Raw genomic sequence first — 26841 nt, 5'->3', positions numbered from 1 at the left:
GACAGGAATGAGTAACATGATGGATCGGGAAGAAGTTCTCCAGTATTTTAGAGATGCAGATGCTTTATTGGAGGGACACTTCGTTCTGTCTTCAGGGTTGCACGCGGCCCGTTACTTACAATGCGCCCGCGTCATGATGGACCCTGTTGTCGGCGGAACCTTGTGTCGGGCTCTGGCGGACAAAATTAAAACAACATTGGATGTCACAATAGACATGGTTGTATCCCCTGCCATGGGCGGTGTGGTTGTCGGCTATGAAATGGGGCGGCAGCTGGGTGTGAAAGCTGTTTTCACGGAACGGGTAGAGGGCGAATTGACCCTGCGGCGGGGTTTTGAAATCCCGAAAGGCGCCAAGGTGTTGATGGCGGAGGATATCGTCACGACGGGCTTGTCCTCCCGGGAGTGCATCAAGGTTATTACAGAATATGGCGGTGACGTCGTGGCGGCAAGTTGCCTGATTGATCGCAGCAACGGGACAGCGGACGTTGGCGTGCCACTGGTATCGTTGGCGGGCCTGGAAATTCCGGCATATGACGCCGATAATTTGCCCCCGGAACTGGCCAGTACACCGGCGATTAAACCGGGAAGCCGTGGATTGAAATAATGCGCCAGAATGTGGTTATGTAAGGAAGAGAAAGCTGTTTAAGCGTCGCAAGAAGAAACATATTCTGGCCGTCGGGCGTGAATATATCTGGCCAGCCGCCGGCTGGTCACGGGTCTTTAGTTACTTGCGACATCGGCTGGCGAGGATACCGGGAACACCTTACGCCATTGCCGCGGGGTTTGCCTGTGGGGCGGCGGTATCCTTTACGCCTTTCATTGGGCTTCACTTTTTGCTGGCGGCGCTGCTGGCCTGGATTATCGGGGGTAATATTTTAACCTCCGCCATGGGAACTGTCGTTGGAAACCCCTGGACATTTCCCTTTATCTGGATCGCCATATATCATGTTGGCTGCTGGTTGCTCGGCATGCCGACAACTGACGATTTGCTGGGGCAGATTTATCAGACTTTGGATGATTACAGTCTGATGGAAATTCTCTCGGCACCCATGATGACCCTGGGGCCTTTCCTGCAGAGTATCATTTTGCCGATGTTTGTCGGGGGGCTTATTATTGGCTCTATGGTGTGGATTGTGTTTTACTGGGTTTTAGAAAAAATTGTCCGGGAATATAAACATAACCGGTATCTCAAACGGTCCGCCGCCGCGCTGATGAGGCGGGAGATAAAAAAAGGAAGTAATCAAGATGGCGCAGAATAAAATTCGGTTAGGCGTTAATATCGATCATGTGGCGACCATCCGCAATGCCCGGGGGGGCATTCATCCAGATCCGGTGAAGGCGGCATTGATTGCCGTTGAGGCCGGGGCGGACGGCATTACGGCGCATTTGCGTGAAGACCGGCGTCATATTTCCGATCGGGATATTGATATGCTGATGGCCAAACTGGAAGTCCCGCTTAATCTTGAAATGGCTGCAACGGATGAAATGTTGGCGATAGCCGTGAAACATAAGCCGGCTTCGGCCTGTATTGTACCGGAAAAGCGTCAGGAACTGACGACCGAAGGCGGTCTGGATGTGGTTGGCGGGTATGACCATCTGGCCCCATTTGTGGAGCAGTTGCGGACGGCTGATATTAGCGTCAGCCTGTTTATCGATCCGGATGAGGCACAAATTATGGCATCGAAGAAAATTGGCGCCGATAAGGTCGAACTTCATACCGGTCTTTATGCTGAACATACTGGCGCGGCGCGGGCGGCGGAACTTGACCGATTGCGGCGCTGTGCAGCGCTCTGTGAAAGTCTGGCGCTTGAAGTGCATGCCGGACACGGGTTGAATTATGATACCATCGAGGACATCTCCACGATTACGCCTTTTACTGAATTCAACATTGGTCATTTCCTGATCGGGGAGGCGATTTTTATCGGGTTGCCCCGGAGTATTGCGGAAATGAAGCGCTTGATGGATCAGGGCCGGGCCCGGGCGGGACAATAGCATGCAGGTGATTGGGCTTGGCAACGATCTGGTTAATATTGAACGTATCGAGCGTTCTCTCAACCGTTATGGCGACCGTTTTGTCAACCGGATATTCACTGAAGTTGAACAGGCCTATTGTGATGGCAAGGCCGTTCGGACGTCTAATTATGCCAAGCGGTTCGCCGCGAAAGAGGCCTGCGCCAAGGCATTGGGCACGGGATTTGCTCAAGGGGTATTCTGGACAGATGTCGGGGTAGTGCGGGATGAACATGGCAAGCCTTCTTTGCGATTAACCGGCGGAGCCCTGAAGAGATTACAGGACATGACCCCCGACGGTATGGTGGCGCAACTTGACCTGACCATGACCGATGACCACCCCTGGGCCCAGGCGGTTGTCCTGATTACAGCACTGCCGGCGCATAAAAGCGCGCTCTAGGTTGCGAATATATACAAATTGCCCTATTTATGGGAACGAACATCAAATACCATTTTTGGTTTATGGAATAGCGAACGGAATATATGTCTGATATCAAAAGCGAAGACGTCGTCAGCAAGGCGGTTGAAAAGGAAAAGAAAGAAGAAGGCTGGCTCAGTGTTCTGATCTGGGCGTTGGTAATTGCCATGATCTTCAGGAGCTTCTTTTTTCAGCCGTTTAAGATTCCATCCAAGTCAATGATGGATAACCTGCTGGTGGGCGATTACCTGCTGGTGTCTAAAATGTCCTATGGCTATAGCCACCATTCTTTACCCTGGAGTCCAGAGATTTTTTCCGGCCGGATATTTTCAAGTCCGGTCGAACGCGGTGATGTGGTGGTTTTTCGTCTGCCGCGCGACCCGGATATTTATTATATCAAACGTATAGTGGGCCTGCCCGGGGATACCATTCAGATGAAGAAAAGCCGTCTTTACCTCAACGGCAAAATTGTGCCGCGGGAACGGGTAGGCGACTTTAAGGTTATCAATGAAATGGGCCGGGAAGAAACTTATCCGAAATATAAGGAAACGCTGCCCAGTGGCCGGTCTTACATGACGTTGGACGAGCGCTGGAATGTTGGCGGCTACGGCGATGATACGCCGGTATTCAAAGTGCCGGAAGGGCATTATTTCGCCATGGGCGATAACCGGGACAATTCTCAGGACAGCCGCTGGAAACGTAGTGAAGGTGTGGGCTATGTCCCGGAGGAAAACATTGTGGGGCGAGCCGAGGTAATCTGGATTTCCTTTGATGACAATGCCAAATTGTGGGAATTCTGGAAATGGTTCCCAGAACAGCGCCGTGAGCGTATCTTTACGGGTATCAAATAATGTCATCGCACCAGAAGCCTCGCAAGACCGGCCAATACGGACGGCTATATGACATCCTGGAGTATGAATTCACGAATGATGCGTTACTGCGTGAGGCACTGACCCACCCAAGCCTGGAAGGCGGCAAGCATTACCAGCGACTGGAATTTGTTGGTGATCGGGTTCTGGGATTGGTGATTGCCGAGTGGCTGCATGATTATTATCCGTCCCTTGATGAGGGGGGGCTGGCCAGTCGTCATACCAACATGGTGCGAAAAGAAGCGCTGGCCGAAGTCGCGCGCGATATGAAATTGCCCGATTTCATTCATATGGCGAAAAGCGCCGAAGATAATGGTGGGTTGAAAAAATCCTCTATTTTGGCAGACGTCTGTGAGGCGGTGATCGGGGCCGTGAATCAGGATGGCGGTTATCTTAACGCGCAAAAGCTTGTCCGGAAATTCTGGACACGTTATATTGATCAGGACGCCATCGCCCAGAGAGACGCCAAGACCCGGCTTCAGGAATGGGTGCAGGGACGTCAGATGCAGACGCCTAAATATGTAATGACTGACCGAACCGGTCCCGCCCATGCGCCCTTCTTTACCATCGAAGTCAGGGTAAAGGACTGGGAGCCGGAAGTCGGCAAGGGCACATCGAAACGCGAAGCAGAGCAGGATGCAGCTGCTAAATTATTACGCCGGCTGGAAAGCTGAGCCACCCAAGAGTGAAGTGATTTACACATGAATGAGAGTAAAAGCCGTTGCGGTTTTGTCGCCTTGATTGGTGCCCCAAATGCCGGAAAATCGACCCTGATTAATTCCCTGGTCGGCAGCAAAATTTCCATTGTGACGCATAAAGTGCAGACAACGCGGACGCGATTTGTCGGCATTGCCCTGCATAAGGAAAGTCAGATGATTTTTGTCGATACGCCGGGAATCTTCGAGCCCAAGAAACGTTTGGAGCGGGCCATGGTTTCTGCGGCCTGGGCCGGCGCCAGTGATGCCGATGCCGTCGTGCTGCTGGTGGATGCCGCCCGCAAGATAGATGAAAATACCAAGCGCATTATTGCGAGCCTGAAAGAGGCTGGACAGAAGGCCATTCTGGCGCTTAATAAAATTGATGGTCTGCGTCGGGATAAGTTGCTGGGATTGACACAGGAACTGAACGAGATGGGCGATTTCACAGACACCATGATGATTTCCGCCCTGAAGGGGGATGGTCTTGACGATCTGATGGAGGTGATTGCCACGCGCTTGCCTAAGGGGCCTTGGCTCTATCCTGAAGATCAGATGACTGACATTACCGAACGTATGTTGGCGGCGGAAGTGACGCGGGAGAAGTTTTTCCTGCGGCTGCATGAAGAACTGCCCTATGCGGCGACGGTGGAGACCGAGAGCTGGCAGGAAAAGAAAGATGGCAGCGTTCGCATCGAACAGATTATCTATGTGGAACGGGATACGCAGAAAGCCATCGTGATTGGCAAGGGCGGAGCCAGTCTGAAAGAAATCGGCAAGCAGGCGCGGGAAGAGCTGGAAGAAATGCTGGACCGCCGTGTCCATCTGTTCATTTTTGTGAAGGTGCGCCGCAACTGGTCAGATGATAAGGAACGGTACGAGAATATGGGGCTGGACTGGGTCGAGTAATCCGTTAGTCCCTTAGTACGTCGGCAATACGTTCGACCATCCAGTCGATCTGGTCTTTTTCAATGATCAATGGCGGGGCGAGGCGGATAACATGATCATGGGTCTCCTTGCAGAGGAGGCCCTTTTTCATGAGAGCTTCGCAATAAGACCGGGCTCCGCCGAGGGTGTGATCGAGTTCCAGTCCGACAAAAAGACCTTTACCGCGAATGTCGACGATTTTATTGCTTTGAATGGTTTGCAGTTTCCGCACCAGATAATCGCCAAGCATCCGGGAACGTTCCGGCAGTTTCTCCTCTTCGATCACCTCAAGCGCCGCCAGGCCAATCGCGGCGCCAAGCGGGTTGCCGCCAAATGTACTTCCGTGGATGCCAGGGGTGAAGACATCCATTACCTCATTGGAGGCCAAGATGGCGGATACGGGGTAGACCCCGCCGCTCAGGGCCTTTCCGACAATCAGCACATCCGGGGTGGCATTCTCTTCATGCTGGAAACAAAACAGTTTGCCGGTACGGCCTAGCCCCGTCTGAATTTCATCCAGAACAAATAATACATTATGACGTTTGCAGATGGCGCGGGCTTTACTGAGGTAGCCCTGATCCGGAATAATAATGCCGGCCTCCCCCTGTATTGGTTCCAGAATTAGAGCTACCGTGTTTGGGGTAATCGCGGCTTTGAGGGCATCAATGTCATTATAATCAATGAGCGTGAAGCCCGGGGTAAAGGGGCCGAAATGATGGCGGTATTCTTCTTCGGACGACATGCTGACAGTGGTGATGGTGCGGCCATGAAAATTGTCACGAACGACAATGACCTCGGCCTGGTTTTCCGGGACGCCTTTGACTTCATAGCCCCATTTGCGAACCGCCTTGACTGCGGTTTCAACGGCCTCGGCTCCGGTGTTCATGGGCAAAGCCCGGTCCATATGGGTCATCTGACACAATTTGTCGAGGAAGGGGCCCATTTTGTCGTTATGGAAGGCCCGGGACGTCAGGGTTATTTTTTGCGCCTGCGCGATCATGGCGGCGATGATCTTTGGGTGGCGATGGCCCTGGTTCACGGCGGAATAGGCGCTGAGACAATCCATATATCTCGTGCCCTCCGTGTCCCAGACCCAAACGCCTTCACCTTTTTCCAACACAAGCGGCAACGGATGATAATTATGGGCGCTGCGGCGATCCGTCTGATCAATGATCTGCTGTTGTGTTGGCATGGGGATTATTTTTTCCGGTTATGGCGGTTGGGCTGGAAGATCTGGCGACCAAACAGACTGGTGGTCAGGTCTACGGCGAGTTTTGCCGTTCCATTTTGTTTATCAAGCGCCGGGTTGATTTCCATAATATCGAGAGAGATCATGCGACCTGAATCGTGAATCATTTCCATGCACAACTGGGCTTCACGATACGTCAGGCCACCGGGAATTGTGGTGGCAACGCCGGGGGCAATTGTGGGGTCGAGGCTGTCCACGTCAAAACTGACATGCAGGCAGGCGTCTTTTTCTTCTACTTCTTTCAGGATCTGGTGCATGGTTTCGCGCATGCCGATTTCGTCGATGCAGCGCATGTCATACACAACCACACCAGCTTCCACCACCAGTTCTTTTTCATGCTTGTCAACGGAACGAATACCGACCTGATAGATATCAGGGGCGTCCACCATGGGAACCTTGTGCCCGATGGCCAGCAGTTCTTTCGGTCCATACCCGGCGGCGACCGCAACGGGCATGCCGTGGATGTTGCCGGACGGGCTGGTGTCACAGGTGTTGAAATCTGCATGGGCGTCAATCCAGATCACACACAGTTTTTTCTTTTGATCGGCGCAATGACGGGCGATGGCGGCAATGGAGCCGATCGACATGGCATGATCCCCGCCAAGCGTGATGGGCAGGTTGCCGTCATGTATTTCGCTAAAGACGGCTTCCTGAATATTCTTGCTCCAGATGACATTTTCTTTCAGGTGGCGGTAACCGTTTTCAGGCGGATTTTCCGGATTTTTTGGGCCATAGAGGTTGCCGGTGTCCTTGACCGCGAATCCAAGGTCCATAAGTTCCTCGGCAAGGCCCGCGACCCGTAACGCCTCGGGGCCCATGCATGCACCGCGGTCACTTGCGCCAATGTCACTGGGGACACCAATAAGAGAAATATTCTTGCTCATGAAATAAAAAACCTTCTATCGCCTAAAATGGGTACTATTCTATTAGTTTGACATGGAAAGCGGAAAATGAAATATCAATTTTTTCATATGCGCCGAATATTATTCGGGAAGCTGAAGTAATGTGATAGAATGTTTTAAATTGTTAGAAAACAATGTGTTTTGACAAGGCTACTATCTCGGAGGAAGTGTAAATGACGAAAAAACGTGCCATAGATCGTATTGATTTGAATATTCTTTCGATTTTACAAAATGATGCGCGAATTACCAATCATGAATTATCAAGCAAGGTGAATCTTTCACCAAGCTCCTGTCTGCAGCGGGTCAGGCGACTCGAAGATGAAGGATACCTTGAATCCTACATGGCAGTGATCAATCTCAATAAAATATGTCGTACGGTAACGGTGCTTTTGACGGTAAGCTTACATGATCATACCAATGCCAATTTCAAGACATTTGAGAAGGTGATCAATGAATTCCCTGAAATTGTGGAGTGCTTTACAGTGAGCGGCAATTTTGATTATTTTCTACGCATCGTTTGTCCGGATATGGACCGGTATCTGGAACTGAATGACAAGCTTATTGAAAGTATGGAAGGCGTTGCCAATATCAGCAGTCACGTGGCGCTGGCAACCAGTAAGAGTTTTAAGGGTTACGCCCTGGATAAACTTGTGGATTGAATTAGAAGTAAAATCTCCCCCTACATTTTTAAGAATGCATCTAAAAGGCTGGCCACTGGGCCGGCTTTTTTAATTTCTGCCGTTACTTATAATTTTTTAAGTATCCTAAAAAGTGTAAAAAAATACATAAAAACATGCTAAAAGTGTCAGTATTTTTTACAGTTTCTTGTCTGATCTTTTCCCGGTATTCCCGACTTTTTTCCCAAGCAATTGAAAATAATTGTTAAATCTCGTCTTTTTGAATCTGGCACGATTATTGCTTTAGTGTAAATTGATAGTTTCGCGTATAAGTTGTATATAGAGCAATATTTTTGCGATCAACAAATGATATGAGGAATGAAAGATGTTTAAGAAAAAACTTATGACCCTGGTTGGGGTGCTGATGATGGGATTTGGTTCAAATACCGCCCTGGCGGTGCCGGTTGATGTGGAGCTTCAGCTACTTGTTGATGTGTCCGGTTCCATTGACGCCAGCGAATTTACCCTGCAAATGAATGGCTATCGGGATGCATTTCAGAGTGCGGCGGTTCAAAACGCAGTTGCCAATGGTGTTCTTGGGACCATTGCGGTGCAATTAATCCAATGGTCCGGTGCTGCGGAGCAGTTTGTTTCACTGGGCTGGACGCAATTGACGACAGCTGCGGAAATGAACGCCTTTGGTAACGCCATCGCGGCGACGGCCCGCATATTTGCCGGTTCAACCGCACCAGGGTCGGCGATTACCTTTGGCTTGCCGGAGTTCTTTGGCAATGGGTTCGAAGGAACAAAGAAAGTAATGGATGTTTCAGGTGACGGCATCCAGAATTCAGGCACGGATACCATGATCGCCAGGGACAATGCCCTTGCCAACGGTATTGATCAGATTAATGGCCTGACCATTGGTGATGTGCCGGGGCTGCAAGCCTGGTATCAGGCTAATGTCGTGGGCGGGGCCGGTGCTTTCCAAATGCATGCAACTGACTTTGCTACATTTGCCGGTGCGGTGAAAACCAAATTGGAGCGTGATATTACTGGTGTGCCGGCACCTGGCGCACTGGGTTTGATGGGAATCGGCCTGGTCATGATGGGGATGGCGGCGACCCGACGGCGCCGGCAATTGCCATAGTACGATTGTCTGGACAGAAACAGAACCGGTCAGAAATCTTCTGGCCGGTTCTATAATTTTTGCAGGCGCTTAATAAGAATATAAGAATAATATTAAATGTAAAATTCAGGCTTTTTGTACGGCTAAAGTGTCAAGATTCTTTACAGTTTATAATCAGGTTTCTTGCCGGAATATAGTCGTTTTTAATAAATTCATGTAAATACAATCGCTTACGGCACGGGGTTGTTTTGGCATGATTTATGCAAGGAAAAGCATGTTGTTTGTTGAGTTTTGCTTGATGAGTTTTTGTAAAGTTTGCGATTACTTATATAGGATAAAACAAAACGAGGAATAAAACATGTTAAAGAAACTAATGATGACTGTCGTCAGTGTGTTCTTTTTGGGGTTTAGTTCAAATTCTTCAATGGCCGTCCCCGTCGATCTGGAACTTCAGCTTCTGATCGACGTGTCTGGTTCTGTTGATGCCGGTGAATATACGCTTCAAATGAACGGCTACCGGGATGCATTCCAGAGTGCGGCGGTTCAAAGCGCTGTTGCTTCGGGGGCCTTGGGGTCAATCGCTGTGCAATTGATACAATGGTCCGGAGCAGCACAACAGGCAATTTCACTGGGCTGGACGCAATTAACGACGGCTGCGGAAATGAATGCTTTCGGGAATGCAATTGCGGGTACCGTACGGGCTTTTGGGGGGAGTACGGCTCCGGGTTCTGCAATTAATTTCGGCGCTCCCCTGTTTGCCAATAATGGTTTTGAGGGCACCCGGTTAGTGATTGATGTTTCTGGTGACGGTATACAAAATGATGGCGCCAACACAAGTAATGCCAGAGATGCGGCGCTTGCCAGTGGGATCGATGCGATTAACGGTTTGACGATTGGGAATGTAGCTGGCTTGCAGGCTTGGTATCAGGCTAATGTTGTTGGGGGGACAAACGCCTTTCATTTGCATGCAACTGGTTTTAGCACCTTTGCCGCCGCTATTCAGAATAAACTGGAGCGTGAGATTAGAAGGGTCCCTGAGCCAGGGACGCTTGGTCTTCTCGGATTTGGGCTTGTTTTAGCAGGGGTGATGGCACGGCGTAGAAAGCATTTTGCCTAGGACGCATGCTTCATATCAAATATCTATTCGATTTTCAGGCGACCGGAGATAATTCGGCCGCCTGTTTGTATATGGGGTTAAGTAGCACATTCAGGATGATTTGCATGGAAGGTCCTGTTTGCAGCACTTTATGACTTTTCCGTATTTCCTTTAAAACAGACTGTCATAACACTTGCAGAAGGCGGGGTGCGGTGTTAATTTCCGCCGTAAAGTTTCTCTGAATTATTATCTCTTGAAAGAACAGAGCAGGAAAGAGCGGAATGATATGTCTGTAGATAAAGCAACCGTCGCGAAAATCGCGAATTTGGCCCGGATTGCGGTCAAGGAAGACGAGCTGGAACCCCTGGCGGGGGAGTTGAACAATATCCTCGACTGGATTGAGCAATTATCGGAAGTGAATACGGACGGCGTCCAACCCATGACAAGTGCGGTTGATATGTCTCTGCCCTGGCGGACCGACAAGGTCACCGATGGCGGCTATCGCGACAAAATTCTCGCCAATGCGCCCAAAGCCGCCCACGGCTTTTTCAGTGTGCCCAAAGTGATTGAATAGGACCAGGATATGAGTGATTTTACAAAACTGACCCTGGCCGCGGCGCGGGATGGTCTTGCCAAAGGTGATTTTACCTCCCGGGAACTGACCGAGCAACATCTGTCCGCCATGGAAGCAGGGAAAGAGCTGAACAGTTATATTGTGGAGACACCGGATCTGGCGCTGGATATGGCTGATAAGGCCGATGAGCGCATCAAGGCGGGTAATGCCACCGGCATGACCGGTATTCCGATTGCCATGAAAGACCTGTTCTGCACCAAGGGAGTTCACAGTTGTTCTGCCAGCCATATCCTTAATGGTTTCAAACCAGAGTATGAATCCACCGTATCTGGCAATTTGTGGCAGGATGGCGCAGTGATGCTGGGCAAAACCAATATGGATGAGTTCGCCATGGGGTCGTCCAATGAAACCAGTTATTACGGCCCGGTGAAGAACCCGTGGCGGGCTGAAGGGGAGACGAAGGACTATGTTCCCGGAGGATCATCCGGGGGTTCCGTGGCGGCCGTTGCCGGTCACATGGCAATTGCGGCGACCGGAACAGATACCGGTGGCTCCATTCGCCAGCCGGCGGCCTTTACTGGCCTTGTCGGCCTGAAACCGACCTATGGACGTTGTTCCCGTTGGGGCATGATTGCGTTTGCATCCTCTCTGGACCAGGCGGGGCCGATCACGAAGACGGTGCAGGACGCCGCCATTATGATGGAAAGCATGGCAAGCTATGACATTAAGGACAGTACGTCTGTCGAACGCACCGTACCTAATTACGAACATGCGTTGACTGGTGATATTCGTGGCATGAAAATCGGTATTCCAAAAGAATATCGCATGGACGGCATGGGGGAGGAAATCGAGAAACTCTGGCAGCAAGGCATTGCCTGGATGAAGGCGGCCGGGGCCGAAATCGTCGATATCAGCCTGCCGCACACCAAATATGCGTTGCCGACCTATTATATCGTCGCGCCCGCCGAGGCATCGTCCAATCTGGCCCGCTATGACGGCGTGAAATACGGCCTGCGGGTTGACGGTGACAGTCTGGACGGGATGTATAAAAATACCCGCGCCGAAGGCTTTGGCCCGGAAGTGCAGCGCCGTATCATGATTGGAACCTATGTGTTGTCCGCCGGTTATTACGATGCATATTACCTTAAAGCCCAGAAAATCCGTACGCTGATTGTTCAGGACTTCGTCAAGGCTTATGAAAAAGTTGATGTCATCCTTACCCCGACGGCCCCGAGTGCGGCGTTCCCCTTGGGCGAGAAAATGGATGATCCGATTGCCATGTATCTCAATGATGTTTTCACGGTTCCGGCGAGCCTTGCCGGGCTGCCGGCGATTTCGGTTCCGGCGGGTTTAAGCAAGGAAGCGATGCCGCTCGGTCTGCAAATTATTGGTCAGGCCTTTGACGAGGAAACCGTGCTCCGCGCGGGACATGTTCTTGAACATGCTGCAGGCTTTACGGCGAAACCGAAAATCTGGTGGGGAGAAAACTCATGAATAAATATGTACAGGGCGCCACCGGGGATTGGGAAGTCGTGATCGGTCTGGAAATTCATGCACAGGTTCTGTCTGAATCAAAGCTGTTTTCCGGCGCGTCCACCAAATTTGGTGGCGAGCCGAATACTCATGTAAGTTTCGTCTGTAGCGCCATGCCCGGCATGCTGCCGGTGATCAACGAAGAATGCGTACGTCAGGCCGTGCGCACCGGTCTTGCCATGGGGTGCCAGATCAATCTGCGCTCGGTCTTTGACCGTAAGAATTATTTCTACGCCGATTTGCCGCAGGGCTATCAGATTTCCCAGTTCAAGGATCCGATTGTCGGCGAAGGTGAGTTGGTGGTTGATCTGGAAGACGGCTCCACCAAAACCATCGGTGTGGAGCGCCTGCATCTGGAACAGGATGCGGGAAAGTCCATGCATGACCAGCATCCGTCAGAGACCTATGTTGACCTGAACCGGTCCGGCGTCGCCCTGATGGAAATCGTATCCAAGCCTGATATGCGCAGTGCGGAAGAGGCTGCGGCCTATTTCCGCAAGATCCGCACCATCGTTCGCTATGCAGGCACCTGTGATGGCAATATGGATCAGGGGTCCATGCGTGCCGATGTCAATGTATCTGTACGTCGTCCGGGAGAAGAATTTGGCACCCGGACAGAAACCAAGAACGTCAACTCGATCCGCTTTATGATTCAGGTGATCAACTATGAAGTCCAACGTCAGATTGATATTCTGGAAGAGGGCGGGACAATTGATCAGGAAACCCGTCAATTCGATCCGGCCACCGGCACCACAAGCGGCCTGAGGTCCAAGGAAGAAGCACATGATTATCGTTATTTCCCGGATCCCGATTTACTGCCGTTGGAATTCAGTCAGGAATTTGTTGATGATCTGGCGCGGGGCTTGCCCGAATTACCCGACGCCAAGCGTTTGCGTCTGGTGAAGGATCTGGGTATTTCCGAATATAATGCCGCGGTTCTGGTGGCGGAAAAAGAGAATGCTGACTATTTCGAAGATTTGCTCGAGGCTTTTTCCCAGAAAACAGGGAAAGACAAGGCAGAGCTTGCTAGTCAGGCGGCCAACTGGGTGATTGTTGATCTGTTCGGCGCGCTGAAGAAAGCCGGAAAATCCATCACAGACAGCCCGGTCGGCACTAAGGATGGGGCAGAGCTGCTGGCGTTGCAGGTTGATGGCACCATTTCAGGTCGTATCGCCAAGGATGTTTTCGAAATTATGCTGGAAAGCGGCAAGAGCCCGGAAGCAATCGTGGAAGAGAAGGGGCTGAAACAGGTATCCGACACCGGCGCGATTGAGGCGATGATTGATGAGGTGCTCAGCGCCAATCAGGATAAGGTCGAACAATACCGTGGCGGGAAAGATAAATTATTTGGTTTCTTCGTCGGCCAGGTGATGAAAAAGACCCAGGGCAAGGCCAACCCGCAGGTGGTGAATGAACTGCTGCGGCCGAAACTCGATGGTTGATATCGCTTTGATATTCTTTGTAAAAAGGCCGCCTTTTGTGCGGCCTTTTTCACAGAGTTGCCACAATTAACCATATACTGTAAGTTCCTGAAGTGGATGCACGAGGCATCTATTGAAATTTTATGGTAGGGGAATATCATGACACTAACTGAATTAAAGAAAATACTGCTTGTCTCCTCTGTTGCCGTGATTGCAACGTTGGGGCTGTCAGCCTGTGGTGATGACAACAAAGACAAGACGTCTGCAGCAAAAACAGAAGCGGCAGAGGACGCCTCTTCATCCACGTTGGATGACGCCCAGAAAAAAGCTGACGATATGATGGAAGATGCTAAACAAAAAGCAGGAACCATGATGGATGAGGCTGAGGAAAAAGCGGATACCATGGTGGAAGAAGGTACTGAAGAGGCCAAAGAAGTTATGAAAGATGTCAAGGAAGAGGCCACTGACGCCATGGACGCGATGAAAAAGAAGGTTGGAGACGCGGACAAGCCTAAGGAAGATAAGCCGGAATAACGGTCTTGAATGGTTAATTTTAAAAAGCGAGCCTTGTTAAGGTTCGCTTTTTTTATTTTTATAATCTTTTTAAATCAAATACTTATCATATTTTAAATGTCTTTAACTAAATCTTTACCAGAATAAAGGCAACCTGTTTCTAACAAAAGAAATCAGAGGCCGATGGGGCCAGCTAAATTTATTAGAATGGGATGTGGAGTTTAGGAATGGGACAAGTAGATTATTCATATGTAGCAGAGCGTATGGCGCAAGCGGAAATCGGTACGGCAGAAGCTTTTTATGACCTCGGGTTGCTTTATTCTATTGGCCAGGGTGTCGACCAGGATTTTATCGAGGCGCATAAATGGTTCAACCTGGCGGCGATCCGTGGCATGAAGAGTGCACAGATTGACCGGGCCGAAGTTGCTGAAGATATGACCAACAGTGACATTGCCCGTGCGCAGCGCATGGCCCGTGAATGGTTGGCGACCCACTAAGGTCTCTGTCCCTTCTTTATCAATTTTTAAACGCGCCGACAGCCTATCTGGTTGTGGGCGCTTTCATTTCATAATGCACGACTTCTTCTGGATCAAATATGGTATCTTCATGGATGTATCTTTTGATAAATGTCATGCCAATCTTTTTCATGATACCGATTGAGCCAATATTTCCCGGCAGGGCGATGGCGTAGAGCTTCTCGACATTGGCTTGGGCGAAGCTGTGATCACGGAACAGGGTTGCGCCTTCGGTGCCGTATCCCATACCCCAGTATTTTTGTTTGAACCGCCAGCCGATTTCCACTTCACGGGGGGCGTCCTTGTTGGGGCGCAGTAGAAACCAGCCGATAAAGTCACCGTCTTCCTTACGAAAAGTCTTCCATAGACCCCAGCCGCATGTTTTATTCGTATAACTTAACATGCGGGGGATATACACGTCCCGCATGTCCTCCGGCGTGGTGCATTTGCCATTAGTGATATAGCGCATGACTTCGGGGTCACTGTCGAGATCCAGCATCAAGTCCCCGTCTTCAGCAGTCATCATCGCATAGGTGAGGCGGTCGGTTTCATATTTTTTTGACATAAAATGTGTCCTCCTGGTGGGGGCGGTTTACGCCCGGATACAATTATCGCTGGCCAAAGTGCATACAGATGGCCTCCAGGCAGCCCATAACAGAATCGTGGCGCAATGTTGGATTTTTAACCCGAAGGTGACGTAAAAGAGAGTCGCTTAAAGTCCTGACGTCTGTCTTATGGGCGCTTAAAGCGGTAAGGTGAGGTAGGATTTCCTCTGGATAGACGTCTCTCACCTGACATTGTGCGCAAATCTTACGCAGAGCCGCCAAGTGGACGCTGGTTGTGTCCGGCGTACTGAAATCTGGGACGTGATGATGCCCCGGGGGTGGAGAAATACTGTCTATATGCTGTGTCATTTCTTTATAATGAAGCATCTTTTGAAATAGTCAATGTTCTTTTTTTGTTCTCATTGTGATTTGATGGAAGGCTTATGTGGGAATTATATGTTTTCTTTATGATTTTTGGTGTTGTACACGGGGATTTGTCAGTTTTAAAAATTTAATTGAAAAACCCTTTGACTTATCCGGCGTCTGTAACTAAAAACGGCGGCGGAGAGGTGGCTGAGTGGTCGAAAGCGCTCCCCTGCTAAGGGAGTATACCTTCACGGGTATCGAGGGTTCGAATCCCTTCCTCTCTACCATTACCAAAAAAAGCCGGGCCTTGTGGTCCGGCTTTTTTGTGATGTGCTGTGAAAAGGCGCTGAAGCCTATTTATTCAGTGTGAGAAGAAATTCATCCAGCCGTTCAAGAGTAGAGGTCATTCCCTCTTTCATGCCCATCTGAATAACCGTATCGAGGTCTTCTGACGATTGATAGGCGATGATGGTCTCCACGGAGGTCTTCTCGGATACATCCTTGAATGTAACGTCCCAGTTTGCTCTGGGCAGTGCCTGATTGATCGCGCCGGTTTCGTCAGAGAAGCCGTCCAGGGCGGTGTAATGATCAATGGGGGTGATAGTGAGATATTCGGTGTATCCCCAATAGGCCTGACCATCTGGGCAGATCATGGCGTAGTGCCAATGGCTAAGTGTTATGATGGGCGGGTGGATTGGCGAAGAGGCGATCCGCAAGACAAATGGTACTGGTTCGGGTAAGTTATATTCTATTGTCGAAGATGGAGAAAATAACCTAGGAAAGGGACAGATTATGTTGATGGTTACCACAGAAGAAATTGCGGCGCAGGAGATTGTGGAAAGTCTGGGGCTGGTGAGGGGGAGTACGGTACAATCCAAACATATTGGCCGTGATATTATGGCCGGTTTGAAAACAATTGTGGGCGGCGAATTGCGGGGGTACACGGAGTTACTGGAAGACGCCCGGGAGACGGCCTTGCGGCGTCTGGAGGATAATGCCCGGGCCGTTGGCGCCGATGCGGTTGTCAACTTGCGGTTTACCACATCAACAATCGCCACGAATGCGTCGGAAATCCTGGCGTATGGCACAGCAGTCAAGCTTGCCTAGGTCAGGGTATATAAGGGCTTTTGGCGGCTTGGCGGCGATGCCGTTTTGATTGGTTCTAAAAGACATAAATAAATCCCGTTTTCCTTGCTAAGGAGGGCGGGATTTAGTATAAAAATCCTTTGATTTTTGTCAGGTCTTTCGGGGAGTGGAAAACTGGACAAAATTATTATGTCGCGTATATAAAAAAGGGCCAATTCTTTGACCGATAACAGTCTTTCTGATGTTCTAGACCCAACGATTTCATCCATCACCATTGAAGAGGAAATGAAAACCTCTTATCTCGATTACGCCATGAGCGTGATCGTGTCGCGCGCCTTACCTGATGTGCGGGATGGTCTGAAACCGGTTCATCGCCGCATTCTTTATTCCATGTATGAAAACAACTATGACTGGACCAAGCCATACCGCAAATCTGCGCGTATCGTCGGGGATGTCATGGGTAAGTATCACCCGCATGGGGATAGCGCCATTTATGAATCCATGGTGCGGATGTCGCAGAATTTCTCACTGCGCCTGCCCTTGATCGATGGTCAGGGGAACTTTGGGTCGATGGACGGGGACAAGGCGGCGGCCATGCGCTATACGGAAGCCCGTATGGACAAGGCGGCGAGTGGCCTGTTGGAAGATATTGACAAGGATACAGTCAATTTTCAGCCCAACTATGACGAATCTGAATCCGAGCCAACCGTTCTTCCGGCCCGTTTTCCCAACCTATTGATCAACGGGGCTGGCGGGATTGCGGTCGGTATGGCAACCAATATTCCGCCCCATAATCTGGGCGAAGTATTAACCGCCTGTTGCGCTTTCGTGGATAATCCGGAAATTACCATGGAAGAACTGATCGAGATCGTACCAGGGCCTGACTTTCCCACCGGCGGTCTGATCATGGGATCTGCGGGGGCGAAATCCGCTCTGAGCACCGGTCGTGGCTCAATCATTATGCGCGGGAAAACGCATTTTGAAGAAGTGCGGCAGGGGCGTGAAGCTATTGTTATCACGGAAGTTCCTTTCCAGGTCAATAAAGCCCGGATGGTTGAGCAGATTGCCGATCTGGTGCGCAGCAAGAAGATCGAGGGCATTTCCGATATTCGTGACGAATCTGACCGGACCGGCGTTCGGGTTGTGGTGGAATTGAAACGTGACGGTGTCGGGGATGTCATTCTCAATCAACTGTTCCGTTATTCTCCTCTGCAGACCAGTTTTGGCGCTAATATCCTGGCTCTTAATGGCGGACGTCCGGAGGTGCTTAATCTGCGCCGGATTATCGAATGTTTTATCAAGTTCCGTGAAGAGGTTATTACGCGCCGGACCAAATATAAACTGAGCAAGGCCCGTGACCGGGCCCATATCCTGGTAGGTCTGGTGATCGCGGTAAATAACCTTGACAAGATCGTCGCCATGATCCGCAGCGCTCCGAACCCGACTGAGGCGCGTGTGCGTTTGATGGCGGAAGCCTGGGATGCAGTAGATGTTCAGGGGTATATTGAACTGATCAGCGAACCTGGTCGTGAAGTGGTCGACGGTAAATATAAACTGTCAGAAAAACAGGTCCGCGCCATTCTTGAACTGCGCCTGCATCGCCTGACGGCACTGGGCCGGGACGACATTGGAACTGAATTGAAGGAACTGGCGGTCGAAATCGAAGATTATATTGATATCCTGCGCAGCCGTGAACGCCTGTATGGCATCATGCGGGAAGAATTCATTGAATATCGCGATACTTATGCGACGCCGCGGCGCAGTGAATTCGCCATGGACGCCTTCGGGTTTGAAGATGAAGACCTGATCCAACGGGAAGACATGGTGGTTACCGTAACCAATACCGGTTATATCAAACGGGTGCCTCTGACCACATATCGGGCGCAACGGCGTGGCGGTAAAGGCCGGTCAGGCATGAGCACGAAAGACGAGGATTTCCTCCAGAATGTGTTTGTCGCCAATACCCATACCCCGATCCTGTTTTTCAGTAATCTGGGTCAGGTTTATAAATTGAAAGTATGGAAACTGCCGCTGGGTTCTCCGCAATCTAAAGGCAAGGCCCTGATCAATATCCTGCCATTGGCGCAGGGCGAGACCATATCGACTATTCTCCCCTTGCCGGAAGATGAGGATAGCTGGGGCGATTTGCATGCGATCTTCGCCACGAAGATGGGCAATATTCGCCGTAACCTGTTGTCGGATTTCTCCAACGTGAGAGCTAACGGCAAGATCGCTATTCGTCTGTCGGAAGGCGATAGTCTGATCGGGGTGGCGTCCTGTGCTGAAGAAGATGACGTTCTGATGGCGGCGAAGGGGGGCAAATGTATCCGTTTTGCCGCGACGGCAGTTCGGTTGTTCAAGGGCCGCAATTCTGACGGCGTGCGGGGCATTCGACTGGCGGAAGGCGATGAAGTCGTTTCCATGTCAATTCTGGGAAATGTTGCCGCAGAGACCGAAGAGCGTACAGCTTACCTGAAATATGCCGCCGCCAAACGGCGTGAGGAGACACCGGACGTGCCGGAAGGTATGACGGCTGAACGTCTTGCCGAGCTCGAAGAAAACGAACAGTTTGTCTTAAGCGTAACGGTTAATGGTTTCGGGAAACGCACATCGGCCTATGAATATCGCGTCACCAATCGCGGCGGGCAGGGGATCATCAATATTGAAACCTCTGACCGTAATGGCGACGTCATTGCGGCTTTCCCGATCAATGAAATGGACCAGTTGATGATGGTCACCGATCAGGGACGGCTTATCCGGGTGCCGGTTGACGGGGTTCGTATTGCCGGGCGTAATACACAGGGTGTGACCCTGTTCAAAGTCGGTGACGAAGAAAAAATTGTTTCCGTTGAACGGGTTGAGGAAAGTGACGCTGACGATGATGAAGAGATAGAAGATGGCGTAACCGCCGAGACGTCTTCAGATGCATCAACTCCCGAAGTAGACGAGAACGCAGATACAGAAATCCCTACCGAGGAGTAAAGGGTATGGCTATGAAAAACCGTATCGGGTTATATCCGGGCACTTTTGATCCGATTACTCTGGGGCATATTGATATCATCAAACGCGGCGCGAAACTGGTGGACCATCTCATTCTGGGGATTTCCACCAACCCGTCCAAATCGGCGATGTTTGATCTTGATGAGCGTGTGGAAATGGTGCGCCGTGAAACCGCCTTTATTGAGAAAGATACTGGTGTCACGATTGAGGTTCAATCCTTCAGTACGCTGCTGATGACTTATGCGGAAGAAGTGGGGGCGACAGCTATTATTCGGGGGCTTCGTGCGGTGTCAGACTTTGAATATGAATTTCAAATGACAGCCATGAATTACAAGCTCAACCCGGATATCGAGACGCTGTTTCTCATGGCGGATCCGGCGCTGCAGCCGATTGCATCACGCCTGGTCAAGGAAATCGCCCGTTTTGATGGCGACATTTCAGCCTTCGTGCCGGCACAAGTGACAACCGAAGTGTTGCGGAAACTCGGTAAATAAAATTAACGACATGGACTACATTATGAAACAGTTGATCAAGGCATGCTTTGCTTTAGTGATGATGGTCGGGGCAATGAACGCCTTTGCCCAGGATCTGGATTTGGAAAATACCCTTTATCTTGATCTGAAAGATGGTCGGGTAACGATCGAAATGTATCCTGATCTGGCGCCAAAAACGGTAACACGGATCAAGGAACTGGTGCGCCAGGGGTTCTATGATGGCCTGACCTTTCATCGGGTTATCCCGGGCTTTATGGCTCAGGGTGGTGATCCGGACGGGACGGGTGCCGGAGGATCGGGGCAGAATATCCCGGCTGAATTTTCGGAGATGCGCCATTTGAAAGGCACATTGTCTATGGCGCGATCCGATGAACCGGACAGCGCGGACAGTCAGTTTTTTATCTGTCTCGGGGTGGCGCCGCATCTGGACGGAGCCTATACCATCTGGGGTCGGGTGATCGGTGGCATGAAATATGTTGACCACATCAAGGAAGGTGTTGTACCTGAGCTGCAGGACCCGGATAAAATTATCAAGATGCAGGTTGCTGCAGACGCGAACTCTTAAGGAAATCACTATGGATTTGGAAAACACACTTTACCTCGATGTCAAAGGCGGACGGGTGACAATTGAATTGTACCCGGACGTGGCGCCCAAGCATGTGGCCCGCATCAAGGAGCTTTCCCGTGACGGCTTTTATGATGGCCTTAACTTTCACCGGGTAATCCCCGGTTTTATGGCTCAGGGCGGCGATCCAAAGGGCAACGGCACCGGCGGATCTGGTCAAAATATCCCAGCTGAATTTTCCGACAAGCCTCATGTGCGCGGCACGGCCTCCATGGCCCGTTCCGCCATGCCGGACAGTGCGGACAGTCAGTTCTTTATCTGCTTTGACGCAGCGCCTCATCTGAACGGTCAATATTCCGTCTGGGGTCAGGTGACAGAAGGCATGGAACATATCGATGCATTGAACCCGGGGGAAGGCGGCGCCAACCCGGACCAGATCATTAAAATGCAGGTCGCGGTCGACGCGGCCTAACCATGTAAAATAGTTAGGTTATGTGATAATATGGTCTCATGAAAGTAGATCTGTTCGATTTTGAACTCCCGAGAGAGTCCATTGCCCTCCGCCCCGTTGCCACCCGCGACGGGGCGCGGTTTCTTGTGGTCAAAGGGAATGAACGTAGCGACAAAGCCGTCACTGATCTGCCGGACTATCTGCAGGCCGGAGATGTGCTTGTGTTTAATGACACACGGGTAATTCCGGCGCGTCTCACCGGTAAACGTGGCCTGGCGAAGATTCAGATCACCCTGCATATGAATGAGGGCGAGGGGCTGTGGCGCGCCTTTGCCAAACCGGCGAAAAAACTGAAAACCGACGACGTGATCCTGTTTGAGGGCGGGCTTGAAGCCACCGTCCTTGAAAAGGGCGATGCCGGGGAAGTGAGCTTGCAATTCAACTATGCAGGGGATGCGTTGCGCGAGGCTCTGGATCGGGCTGGTGTTATGCCGTTGCCCCCCTATATTGCGTCTCAGCGGCCGGTGGATGATCAGGATCTGGTGGACTACCAGACAGTTTACAGCCGCAAGGACGGCGCTGTAGCGGCCCCGACAGCGGGCCTGCATTTCACGGACCGTTTGATCGAAGAGATTGCGTCTCTGGGCGTCAAGATCGTGCATGTCACCCTGCATGTGGGGGCGGGGACGTTCCTGCCGGTCAAGGTCGAGGACACTGAGGATCATAAAATGCATTCGGAATGGGGCGAAATCGATGCAGAGACTGCTGAAATCATTAATGCCGCGCATCTGGCAGGGCGCAATGTGGTGGCGGTCGGGACGACCTCTTTAAGACTGCTGGAATCGGCGGCGGATGAGTCGGGGATCGTACACCCCTTTGCCGCGGCCACCGATATTTTTATCACGCCCGGCTATCAATTTCGCGCCGTGGATATGCTGATGACCAATTTTCATCTGCCCAAATCAACCCTTTTTATGCTGGTCAGCGCCTTTGCGGGCTATGCGCCCATGAAAGCGGCCTACGCCCATGCCATCGCATCGGGTTACCGCTTTTATTCCTACGGTGACAGCAGTTTGCTCTTTCGAGAAGATAAGTTATGACAGAAACAAATACCCCTTTCGGGATGACCATCACCGCCACCGACGGCAACGCCCGTACCGGGGTCATCCAGACCTGTCGTGGCGAGATCAGAACTCCGGCCTTTATGCCGGTGGGGACAGCGGCGACGGTGAAAACCCTGAAGCCCGAAACTGTGCGCGAGACGGGGGCGGATATCCTGTTGGGCAATACGTATCATTTGATGTTGCGGCCGACGGCGGAACGAATCAACCGATTGGGCGGTTTGCATAAATTTATGAACTGGCAGCGTCCGATTCTGACAGATTCGGGTGGCTTTCAGGTAATGTCGCTGGCGAAACTGCGCAAGATCACGGAAGAGGGCGTCGCTTTCCAATCCCATATCGACGGCAAGAAGCACATGTTGACGCCGGAACGCAGTATGGAGATTCAACGCCTGCTGGGCTCCAACATTGTGATGGCCTTTGACGAATGCACGCCTTTCCCGGCGACCGAGAAGGAAACCGAGAAATCGATGATGATGTCGATGCGCTGGGCAAAACGATCCTATGATGCCTTTCATGATGGCTCGGAACATGCCGAGAAAAACGCCTTGTTCGGGATTGTGCAGGGCGGGGTCTATGAGCATCTGCGGCGTCATTCGGTCGAGGCCCTGAAAGAGATCGATTGTGAAGGCTACGCGGTTGGCGGTCTCGCGGTTGGTGAGGGCCAGGAGGTGATGTTCGAGGTGCTTGACTATACCATGCCGATGATGCTGAAAAACAAACCGCGTTATCTTATGGGCGTCGGAAAACCGGATGATATTGTCGGCGCGGTTGAGCGGGGGATCGACATGTTTGATTGTGTGATGCCGTCGCGGTCGGGTCGCACGGGTCAGGCCTTCACCCGGCGCGGGACATTGAATATGAAAAATGCGCGGCATGTGGATGATCCGCGTCCCATTGACGAGGACTGTGGTTGCTCCGCCTGTACGAATTATAGTCGGGCTTATATTTCACATTTATTCCGCTGTGGAGAGGTTCTGGGGTTGATGTTACTCACTGAACATAATCTGACGTATTATCAAGATCTTATGGCGGGATTAAGAGGGGCTATTGCGGCGGAAAAATTGCAAATCTTTATAAAAGATTTTCATGAAAAGCGCGCAAATGGTGACGTTGAACCGATCGGATAATTTTTTTTCAGAATAGTGTGTTTTTCCTGTTGACCCACAGCAAATAGCACACTATGTTCCGCTCATCTTTTCGGGAGGGCCCGTAGCTCAGCTGGTAGAGCAACTGACTTTTAATCAGTAGGTCACAGGTTCGAACCCCGTCGGGCTCACCAAAAAGATAACAGGAAACTGTGAAGAAAAAACCGTTTTGTCCTTTGGGCAAGGCGGTTTTTCTTGTTTTGGAGAAGACTTCTTGATTGGTAAATTTTGTTGACCCCCATAGGGCAGCGCGATATGGTTACGCATCCTATCTTATAGGGCCCGTAGCTCAGTTGGTAGAGCAGCTGACTCTTAATCAGCTTGTCACAGGTTCGATCCCTGTCGGGCTCACCAGTATTGATCCAAAAGAAATTACCGCGTGATTCTGTTTTCTCGACGGGGCGTTGTCGCTGTTATCACTCAGGAGCAGGATTGGGTGAACGATAATAGCGGCTCTTAATTATGTTTTTAAGGGAATGCGCTGTGAGCCGGGAAGAGAGTGTCTTTTGTAGATAGCTCACAGCGTATTTTATTTATTTTCAGTAACTTATAAGTTCTTATTCAAAAAACAGGTGAATGTCAGGACAGGCCGTCATTAGAAAGGCTAAACTAATGAGATTATGCCTCTTTATCAATTTTCTTGGGACGATGGGCTTCATCCAGGGAAACAAAGACGAAATCTCCTTCGGTCACTTTGATCTCCTTATCATTGCCGCGCCGTAGCACCATTACCTCGATATGTATGGTGATGGACGTCGTACCCACCTTGACGACATCGGTGTACACACTAAGAAGGTCGCCGGGGAGAACCGGTTGATGGAACTGCATGCCAGTGATGGCGACGGTGGCGACGGGGCCGTTACAGTAGCTGATGGCTTCTCCCCCCGCGGCGAGATCCATTTGTGATAAAATCCATCCGCCAAAGATATGACCATTGGCATTTAGATCTGACGGCATAGGGACCGTTCTGATGGACGGTTGGCGGCCGCATTTTTCAACAAGAGTATTCATAATTATTTCGCTTCATATATGGTTGTATCAGTGGAAGAAGGTTAAATATTGCGTCCCATCCAGATCACGCGCCCGAGAATATCAAGTTTATCCGGTTCGCAATCATCCCAGCTTTGATAGAAATGGTTGTCGCTTTTAATGGTGCATAGCTTGGTGATCGGGTTGAGTGAAATGCGCTTGACGAGAATCATATTGTCATTGCGCAGGACATAGATACCGTCATTGCGAATGGTTTTCTGGGCCATATCAACCAGAATTCGATCCCCATTATTCAATGTAGGGGTCATGGAATCACCGGATACTGTAATAACAGCCAAATCGTCGGCAGTTGCATTGGAACTGTTTCGAATCCAGCTTTTCTTGAAGGCCAGTTTATTGGATACTTCGTTGCTGTCAACCAGAGAGCCTGCGCCGGCGGCGGCTTCGATATCATAGACATTGACCTGAATATAATCCTGTTCAAAAGAACTGTCTGGCGCGCTGTTTGTTTGCTGGCCCGGGGTCGGGAAATCTTCTGGCGCGCCGAAATAATCCGGACGGATTCCGAAATGATCCGTGATTCTTTGCATATCTTCATCACGGAGGCATTTGGGTACGCCGCGTTTGATGAATTGTTGCATATAGGCATGATTGCGGCCGATCAGAGCGGAGACGGAAGCGTAATCGTCATGGGAACTTGACCGGATAAGATGATCCAGCTTTTGCCGCAGTTGAATGTAATACCGGTTATAATCCACAGGGAACTCCGCTATAGGTAAAAGTAAGGGTGGGGCTGTCTTTAAATCCCACAATAAGTTTAAATAGGACTATAGCATGGCTTCAGCCTGTTAAACAAGTGGAGGGCCTTCTTTTCGAATATATTCTTCTGCGGCGTCATTGGCCAAGGGTTTGGAGAAAAGATAGCCTTGTCCGGTATGGCAGCCGAGCTTCTGCAAAGCCGTCATTTGTTCTTCTTCTTCGATACCTTCCGCCACAAGTGTCATACCCAGGGTATGGGCCAGGGTCGAGATCACATGGATAATCTTATAACTGTCTTCACTGGAATTCATATGGTTGACGAAACTCTTGTCAATTTTCAGTGTGTCGATTGGAAACTGGTTGAGGTAACTCAATGAGGAATAGCCTGTTCCGAAATCGTCGATCGCCAGGGAAATGTCGAGTGTTTTAAGGTCCAGCAATACATCGCGCACCAGTTCGGCATTTTCGATCAATGTGGTTTCGGTGATTTCAAGTTTGAGCTGAGAACCTTTGATACCGGCATTGAGCAGAATTTCATTTACCGATGTGGCGAAATTATCCTGTAGAAGCTGCAAACTTGATACATTGACGTTCATAATCAAATTGGAAAAATGCGGGTATTTTTCAATCCAGTTCTTAAGGCTGGTGCAGGCTTCCCGCAGGGCCCAGTGGCCAAGAGGGACGATCAGCCCGGATTCTTCTGCCAAGGGGATAAATTCAATGGGAGAAATCTGACCCCGTTCTTTATGTTCCCACCGACAGAGCGCTTCAAAACCCAGCAGGCTGCCATTCTGCATGCTGATAATGGGTTGATAATGCAGGCTGAGTTCTTTGTTCTTCAGGGCGTCGCGTAACTCGTTTTCGAGCAATAACCGGGAACTGGCGCGGGTTTGTAGATCCGGTTGATAGACGAGGGTTCGGTTCTGACTGGTTCTTTTCTGGCGTCGCATGGCGATATGGGCCTGTTGCAGCAGAAGATTGGCGTCTTTTTGTGCCGATAACCCGACGGCAATGCCAATGGAAAGCTCTAGGTGGATATGCTGACCGTCGACCAGAATGGGCTGTTTCATTTCATGGTGGATAAATTGGGCCAGTGCCTCTGCATCCGTCAGGACCGCGCTAATGTCTTCATCCCGAACCAGAATGGAAAATTTATCGGCATCGAACCGGGATAGAAACGCCAGTTGGGGTAGACAGGTTTCCAGCTTCATGGCGATTTTCTTGAGAATCTTATCGCCGAATTCATAACCAAAGCTTTCATTTACCCGCTGGAACTGGAGAATGTTGATCAGAAGAATAGCGACTTGATCGCTGAAACTGCTTTGGCTGTGTTCTTCGTTCAAGACTTTGAGCAGATAATTTTTGTTCGGCAGGCCGGTCAGCTCATCATAAAAATTAAGCCCCTTGAGATGATTGGCGAAGGCCTCATCGGCGGCATTGCTATTGACAATAACGATGATGGTATCCAGGGTGCCTGAATGACCAAACGCGGGGACCACACTGCAGTGCATGGTCAGAGCGGGTTCCCCGTTCTCCTGATCAAGTACCCAGGTCAGGCTTTGTGTCGACTGGTCGTTGAAACATTCCAGAACGGCGGCTTCGAGTTGACCTTTATCGTTCCAGCAGGAAATATTCTGTATGGTTTCCCCGATGGGCAAAGGGGCCTTCATGCCGGCGAGTTTGATAAACTCGGCGCTTATGCTGGTGAGGGTAATTTTTTGTTCCGGGCAAATCGTAAAATTTGCGACCCCGTGGTGGTGACGGATATTAAAACTTTCCGGCAGGAATCTAGGGGTTGAGTCCCGGAATAAAAAAGGGGCAGGTTTAATGCGCGGCATAACTTGAAAATAT

The 26841-nt window shown here is 50.6% G+C and carries 29 protein-coding genes and 3 tRNA genes; 25 read left to right on the top strand and 7 right to left on the bottom strand.

Features of this window, described 5'->3' with window-relative positions:
* Nucleotides 1-19 precede the first annotated feature (19 nt).
* The 7 genes from pyrE to era all read left to right on the top strand — a co-directional run bounded on the left by pyrE (nt 20) and on the right by era (nt 4901).
* Nucleotides 20-604 carry an orotate phosphoribosyltransferase gene (pyrE, locus tag FIV45_RS09590; RefSeq protein WP_099475019.1) on the top strand — a complete coding sequence of 195 codons (585 nt, stop codon included), beginning with the start codon at nt 20-22 and terminating at the stop codon, nt 602-604.
* Nucleotides 605-638: 34 nt separating this feature from the next.
* Complete coding sequence (locus tag FIV45_RS09585) at nt 639-1259, top strand: DUF2062 domain-containing protein (protein ID WP_099474904.1); 621 nt, start codon at nt 639-641, stop codon at nt 1257-1259.
* Nucleotides 1246-1992 carry a pyridoxine 5'-phosphate synthase gene (locus FIV45_RS09580; protein ID WP_099474903.1) on the top strand — a complete coding sequence of 249 codons (747 nt, stop codon included), beginning with the start codon at nt 1246-1248 and terminating at the stop codon, nt 1990-1992. The genes FIV45_RS09585 and FIV45_RS09580 overlap by 14 nt, the downstream gene beginning before the upstream one ends.
* 1 nt (nt 1993) lies before the next feature.
* The gene (gene acpS / locus FIV45_RS09575) at nt 1994-2410 is read left to right on the top strand and encodes a holo-ACP synthase (protein ID WP_099474902.1); all 417 of its coding nucleotides are present in this window, start codon (nt 1994-1996) and stop codon (nt 2408-2410) included.
* 83 nt (nt 2411-2493) lie between these two features.
* A complete protein-coding gene (gene lepB, locus FIV45_RS09570; protein ID WP_099474901.1) occupies nt 2494-3279 on the top strand; it encodes a signal peptidase I in 786 nt (261 codons plus the stop codon).
* A complete protein-coding gene (gene rnc / locus FIV45_RS09565) occupies nt 3279-3971 on the top strand; it encodes a ribonuclease III (RefSeq protein ID WP_099474900.1) in 693 nt (230 codons plus the stop codon). The genes lepB and rnc overlap by 1 nt, the downstream gene beginning before the upstream one ends.
* A 27-nt stretch (nt 3972-3998) precedes the next feature.
* Nucleotides 3999-4901 carry a GTPase Era gene (era, locus tag FIV45_RS09560; protein ID WP_099474899.1) on the top strand — a complete coding sequence of 301 codons (903 nt, stop codon included), beginning with the start codon at nt 3999-4001 and terminating at the stop codon, nt 4899-4901.
* Nucleotides 4902-4905: 4 nt separating this feature from the next.
* Here the strand turns inward: era and rocD are convergent, their stop codons facing one another.
* A complete protein-coding gene (rocD, locus tag FIV45_RS09555) occupies nt 4906-6111 on the bottom strand; it encodes an ornithine--oxo-acid transaminase (RefSeq protein ID WP_099474898.1) in 1206 nt (401 codons plus the stop codon).
* 5 nt (nt 6112-6116) lie between these two features.
* A complete protein-coding gene (gene rocF, locus FIV45_RS09550; RefSeq protein WP_099474897.1) occupies nt 6117-7052 on the bottom strand; it encodes an arginase in 936 nt (311 codons plus the stop codon).
* A gap of 191 nt (nt 7053-7243) precedes the next feature.
* Between rocF and FIV45_RS09545 the strand changes: the two genes are divergently transcribed.
* The 8 genes from FIV45_RS09545 to FIV45_RS09510 all read left to right on the top strand — a co-directional run bounded on the left by FIV45_RS09545 (nt 7244) and on the right by FIV45_RS09510 (nt 14447).
* Nucleotides 7244-7729, top strand: coding sequence for an Lrp/AsnC family transcriptional regulator (locus tag FIV45_RS09545; RefSeq protein WP_099474896.1), 486 nt, complete (start codon nt 7244-7246; stop codon nt 7727-7729).
* Nucleotides 7730-8072: 343 nt separating this feature from the next.
* A complete protein-coding gene (locus FIV45_RS09540; RefSeq protein WP_099475018.1) occupies nt 8073-8834 on the top strand; it encodes a DUF1194 domain-containing protein in 762 nt (253 codons plus the stop codon).
* A gap of 337 nt (nt 8835-9171) precedes the next feature.
* Nucleotides 9172-9930, top strand: coding sequence for a DUF1194 domain-containing protein (locus FIV45_RS09535; protein WP_099475017.1), 759 nt, complete (start codon nt 9172-9174; stop codon nt 9928-9930).
* A 265-nt stretch (nt 9931-10195) separates the two neighbouring features.
* Entirely contained in the window at nt 10196-10483 is a 288-nt protein-coding gene (gene gatC, locus FIV45_RS09530) for an Asp-tRNA(Asn)/Glu-tRNA(Gln) amidotransferase subunit GatC (RefSeq protein WP_099474895.1), read from the top strand.
* Between the two features lie 9 nt (nt 10484-10492).
* A complete protein-coding gene (gatA, locus tag FIV45_RS09525) occupies nt 10493-11977 on the top strand; it encodes an Asp-tRNA(Asn)/Glu-tRNA(Gln) amidotransferase subunit GatA (RefSeq protein WP_099474894.1) in 1485 nt (494 codons plus the stop codon).
* Nucleotides 11974-13458, top strand: coding sequence for an Asp-tRNA(Asn)/Glu-tRNA(Gln) amidotransferase subunit GatB (gene gatB / locus FIV45_RS09520; protein ID WP_099474893.1), 1485 nt, complete (start codon nt 11974-11976; stop codon nt 13456-13458). The genes gatA and gatB overlap by 4 nt, the downstream gene beginning before the upstream one ends.
* 138 nt (nt 13459-13596) lie before the next feature.
* Nucleotides 13597-13971: a hypothetical protein gene (locus tag FIV45_RS09515; RefSeq protein WP_099474892.1), complete on the top strand. Its 375-nt coding sequence runs from the start codon at nt 13597-13599 to the stop codon at nt 13969-13971.
* Between the two features lie 206 nt (nt 13972-14177).
* Nucleotides 14178-14447, top strand: a complete 270-nt coding sequence (locus FIV45_RS09510; RefSeq protein WP_099474891.1) for an SEL1-like repeat protein — start codon at nt 14178-14180, stop codon at nt 14445-14447.
* A 43-nt stretch (nt 14448-14490) separates the two neighbouring features.
* Here FIV45_RS09510 and FIV45_RS09505 read toward each other — a convergent pair whose 3' ends face one another.
* Complete coding sequence (locus tag FIV45_RS09505) at nt 14491-15030, bottom strand: GNAT family N-acetyltransferase (RefSeq protein WP_099474890.1); 540 nt, start codon at nt 15028-15030, stop codon at nt 14491-14493.
* A 543-nt stretch (nt 15031-15573) separates the two neighbouring features.
* Here FIV45_RS09505 and FIV45_RS09500 point away from each other — a divergent pair.
* Nucleotides 15574-15663, top strand: a tRNA-Ser gene (locus FIV45_RS09500).
* A 66-nt stretch (nt 15664-15729) separates the two neighbouring features.
* Here the strand turns inward: FIV45_RS09500 and FIV45_RS09495 are convergent.
* Nucleotides 15730-16185, bottom strand: coding sequence for an SRPBCC family protein (locus FIV45_RS09495; RefSeq protein ID WP_412973728.1), 456 nt, complete (start codon nt 16183-16185; stop codon nt 15730-15732).
* Between FIV45_RS09495 and FIV45_RS09490 the strand changes: the two genes are divergently transcribed.
* The 9 genes from FIV45_RS09490 (at nt 16169) to FIV45_RS09450 (ending at nt 23595) form a co-directional block, all read left to right on the top strand.
* Nucleotides 16169-16483: a heavy metal-binding domain-containing protein gene (locus FIV45_RS09490; protein ID WP_099475016.1), complete on the top strand. Its 315-nt coding sequence runs from the start codon at nt 16169-16171 to the stop codon at nt 16481-16483. The genes FIV45_RS09495 and FIV45_RS09490 overlap by 17 nt on opposite strands.
* A 198-nt stretch (nt 16484-16681) precedes the next feature.
* Nucleotides 16682-19444, top strand: coding sequence for a DNA gyrase subunit A (gene gyrA, locus FIV45_RS09485; RefSeq protein ID WP_204602351.1), 2763 nt, complete (start codon nt 16682-16684; stop codon nt 19442-19444).
* An 11-nt stretch (nt 19445-19455) separates the two neighbouring features.
* Entirely contained in the window at nt 19456-19956 is a 501-nt protein-coding gene (coaD, locus tag FIV45_RS09480) for a pantetheine-phosphate adenylyltransferase (protein WP_099474888.1), read from the top strand.
* A 22-nt stretch (nt 19957-19978) separates the two neighbouring features.
* Nucleotides 19979-20521 carry a peptidylprolyl isomerase gene (locus FIV45_RS09475; RefSeq protein ID WP_099474887.1) on the top strand — a complete coding sequence of 181 codons (543 nt, stop codon included), beginning with the start codon at nt 19979-19981 and terminating at the stop codon, nt 20519-20521.
* A 10-nt stretch (nt 20522-20531) separates the two neighbouring features.
* Complete coding sequence (locus tag FIV45_RS09470; RefSeq protein WP_099474886.1) at nt 20532-20993, top strand: peptidylprolyl isomerase; 462 nt, start codon at nt 20532-20534, stop codon at nt 20991-20993.
* Between the two features lie 38 nt (nt 20994-21031).
* The gene (gene queA, locus FIV45_RS09465; protein ID WP_099474885.1) at nt 21032-22072 is read left to right on the top strand and encodes a tRNA preQ1(34) S-adenosylmethionine ribosyltransferase-isomerase QueA; all 1041 of its coding nucleotides are present in this window, start codon (nt 21032-21034) and stop codon (nt 22070-22072) included.
* On the top strand, nt 22069-23223 hold the full coding sequence (tgt, locus tag FIV45_RS09460) for a tRNA guanosine(34) transglycosylase Tgt (RefSeq protein WP_099474884.1): 1155 nt from the start codon (nt 22069-22071) through the stop codon (nt 23221-23223). Before queA ends, tgt begins: the two co-directional genes overlap by 4 nt.
* Before the next feature lie 76 nt (nt 23224-23299).
* Nucleotides 23300-23375, top strand: a tRNA-Lys gene (locus FIV45_RS09455).
* Nucleotides 23376-23519: 144 nt separating this feature from the next.
* Nucleotides 23520-23595, top strand: a tRNA-Lys gene (locus FIV45_RS09450).
* A 264-nt stretch (nt 23596-23859) separates the two neighbouring features.
* Here FIV45_RS09450 and FIV45_RS09445 read toward each other — a convergent pair.
* The 3 genes from FIV45_RS09445 to FIV45_RS09435 all read right to left on the bottom strand — a co-directional run bounded on the left by FIV45_RS09445 (nt 23860) and on the right by FIV45_RS09435 (nt 26828).
* The gene (locus tag FIV45_RS09445) at nt 23860-24198 is read right to left on the bottom strand and encodes an acyl-CoA thioesterase (RefSeq protein ID WP_204602349.1); all 339 of its coding nucleotides are present in this window, start codon (nt 24196-24198) and stop codon (nt 23860-23862) included.
* 95 nt (nt 24199-24293) lie between these two features.
* A complete protein-coding gene (locus FIV45_RS09440; RefSeq protein ID WP_099474882.1) occupies nt 24294-24989 on the bottom strand; it encodes a S24 family peptidase in 696 nt (231 codons plus the stop codon).
* 90 nt (nt 24990-25079) lie between these two features.
* Nucleotides 25080-26828, bottom strand: coding sequence for a putative bifunctional diguanylate cyclase/phosphodiesterase (locus tag FIV45_RS09435; protein ID WP_099474881.1), 1749 nt, complete (start codon nt 26826-26828; stop codon nt 25080-25082).
* Nucleotides 26829-26841 lie beyond the last annotated feature (13 nt).

The sequence above is a fragment of the Paremcibacter congregatus genome (assembly GCF_006385135.1).
In the GTDB taxonomy this organism is placed as follows: domain Bacteria; phylum Pseudomonadota; class Alphaproteobacteria; order Sphingomonadales; family Emcibacteraceae; genus Paremcibacter; species Paremcibacter congregatus.
The sequence above is the reverse complement of the archived record's forward strand: the minus strand, read 5'-3'. Positions and strand labels throughout refer to the sequence as shown.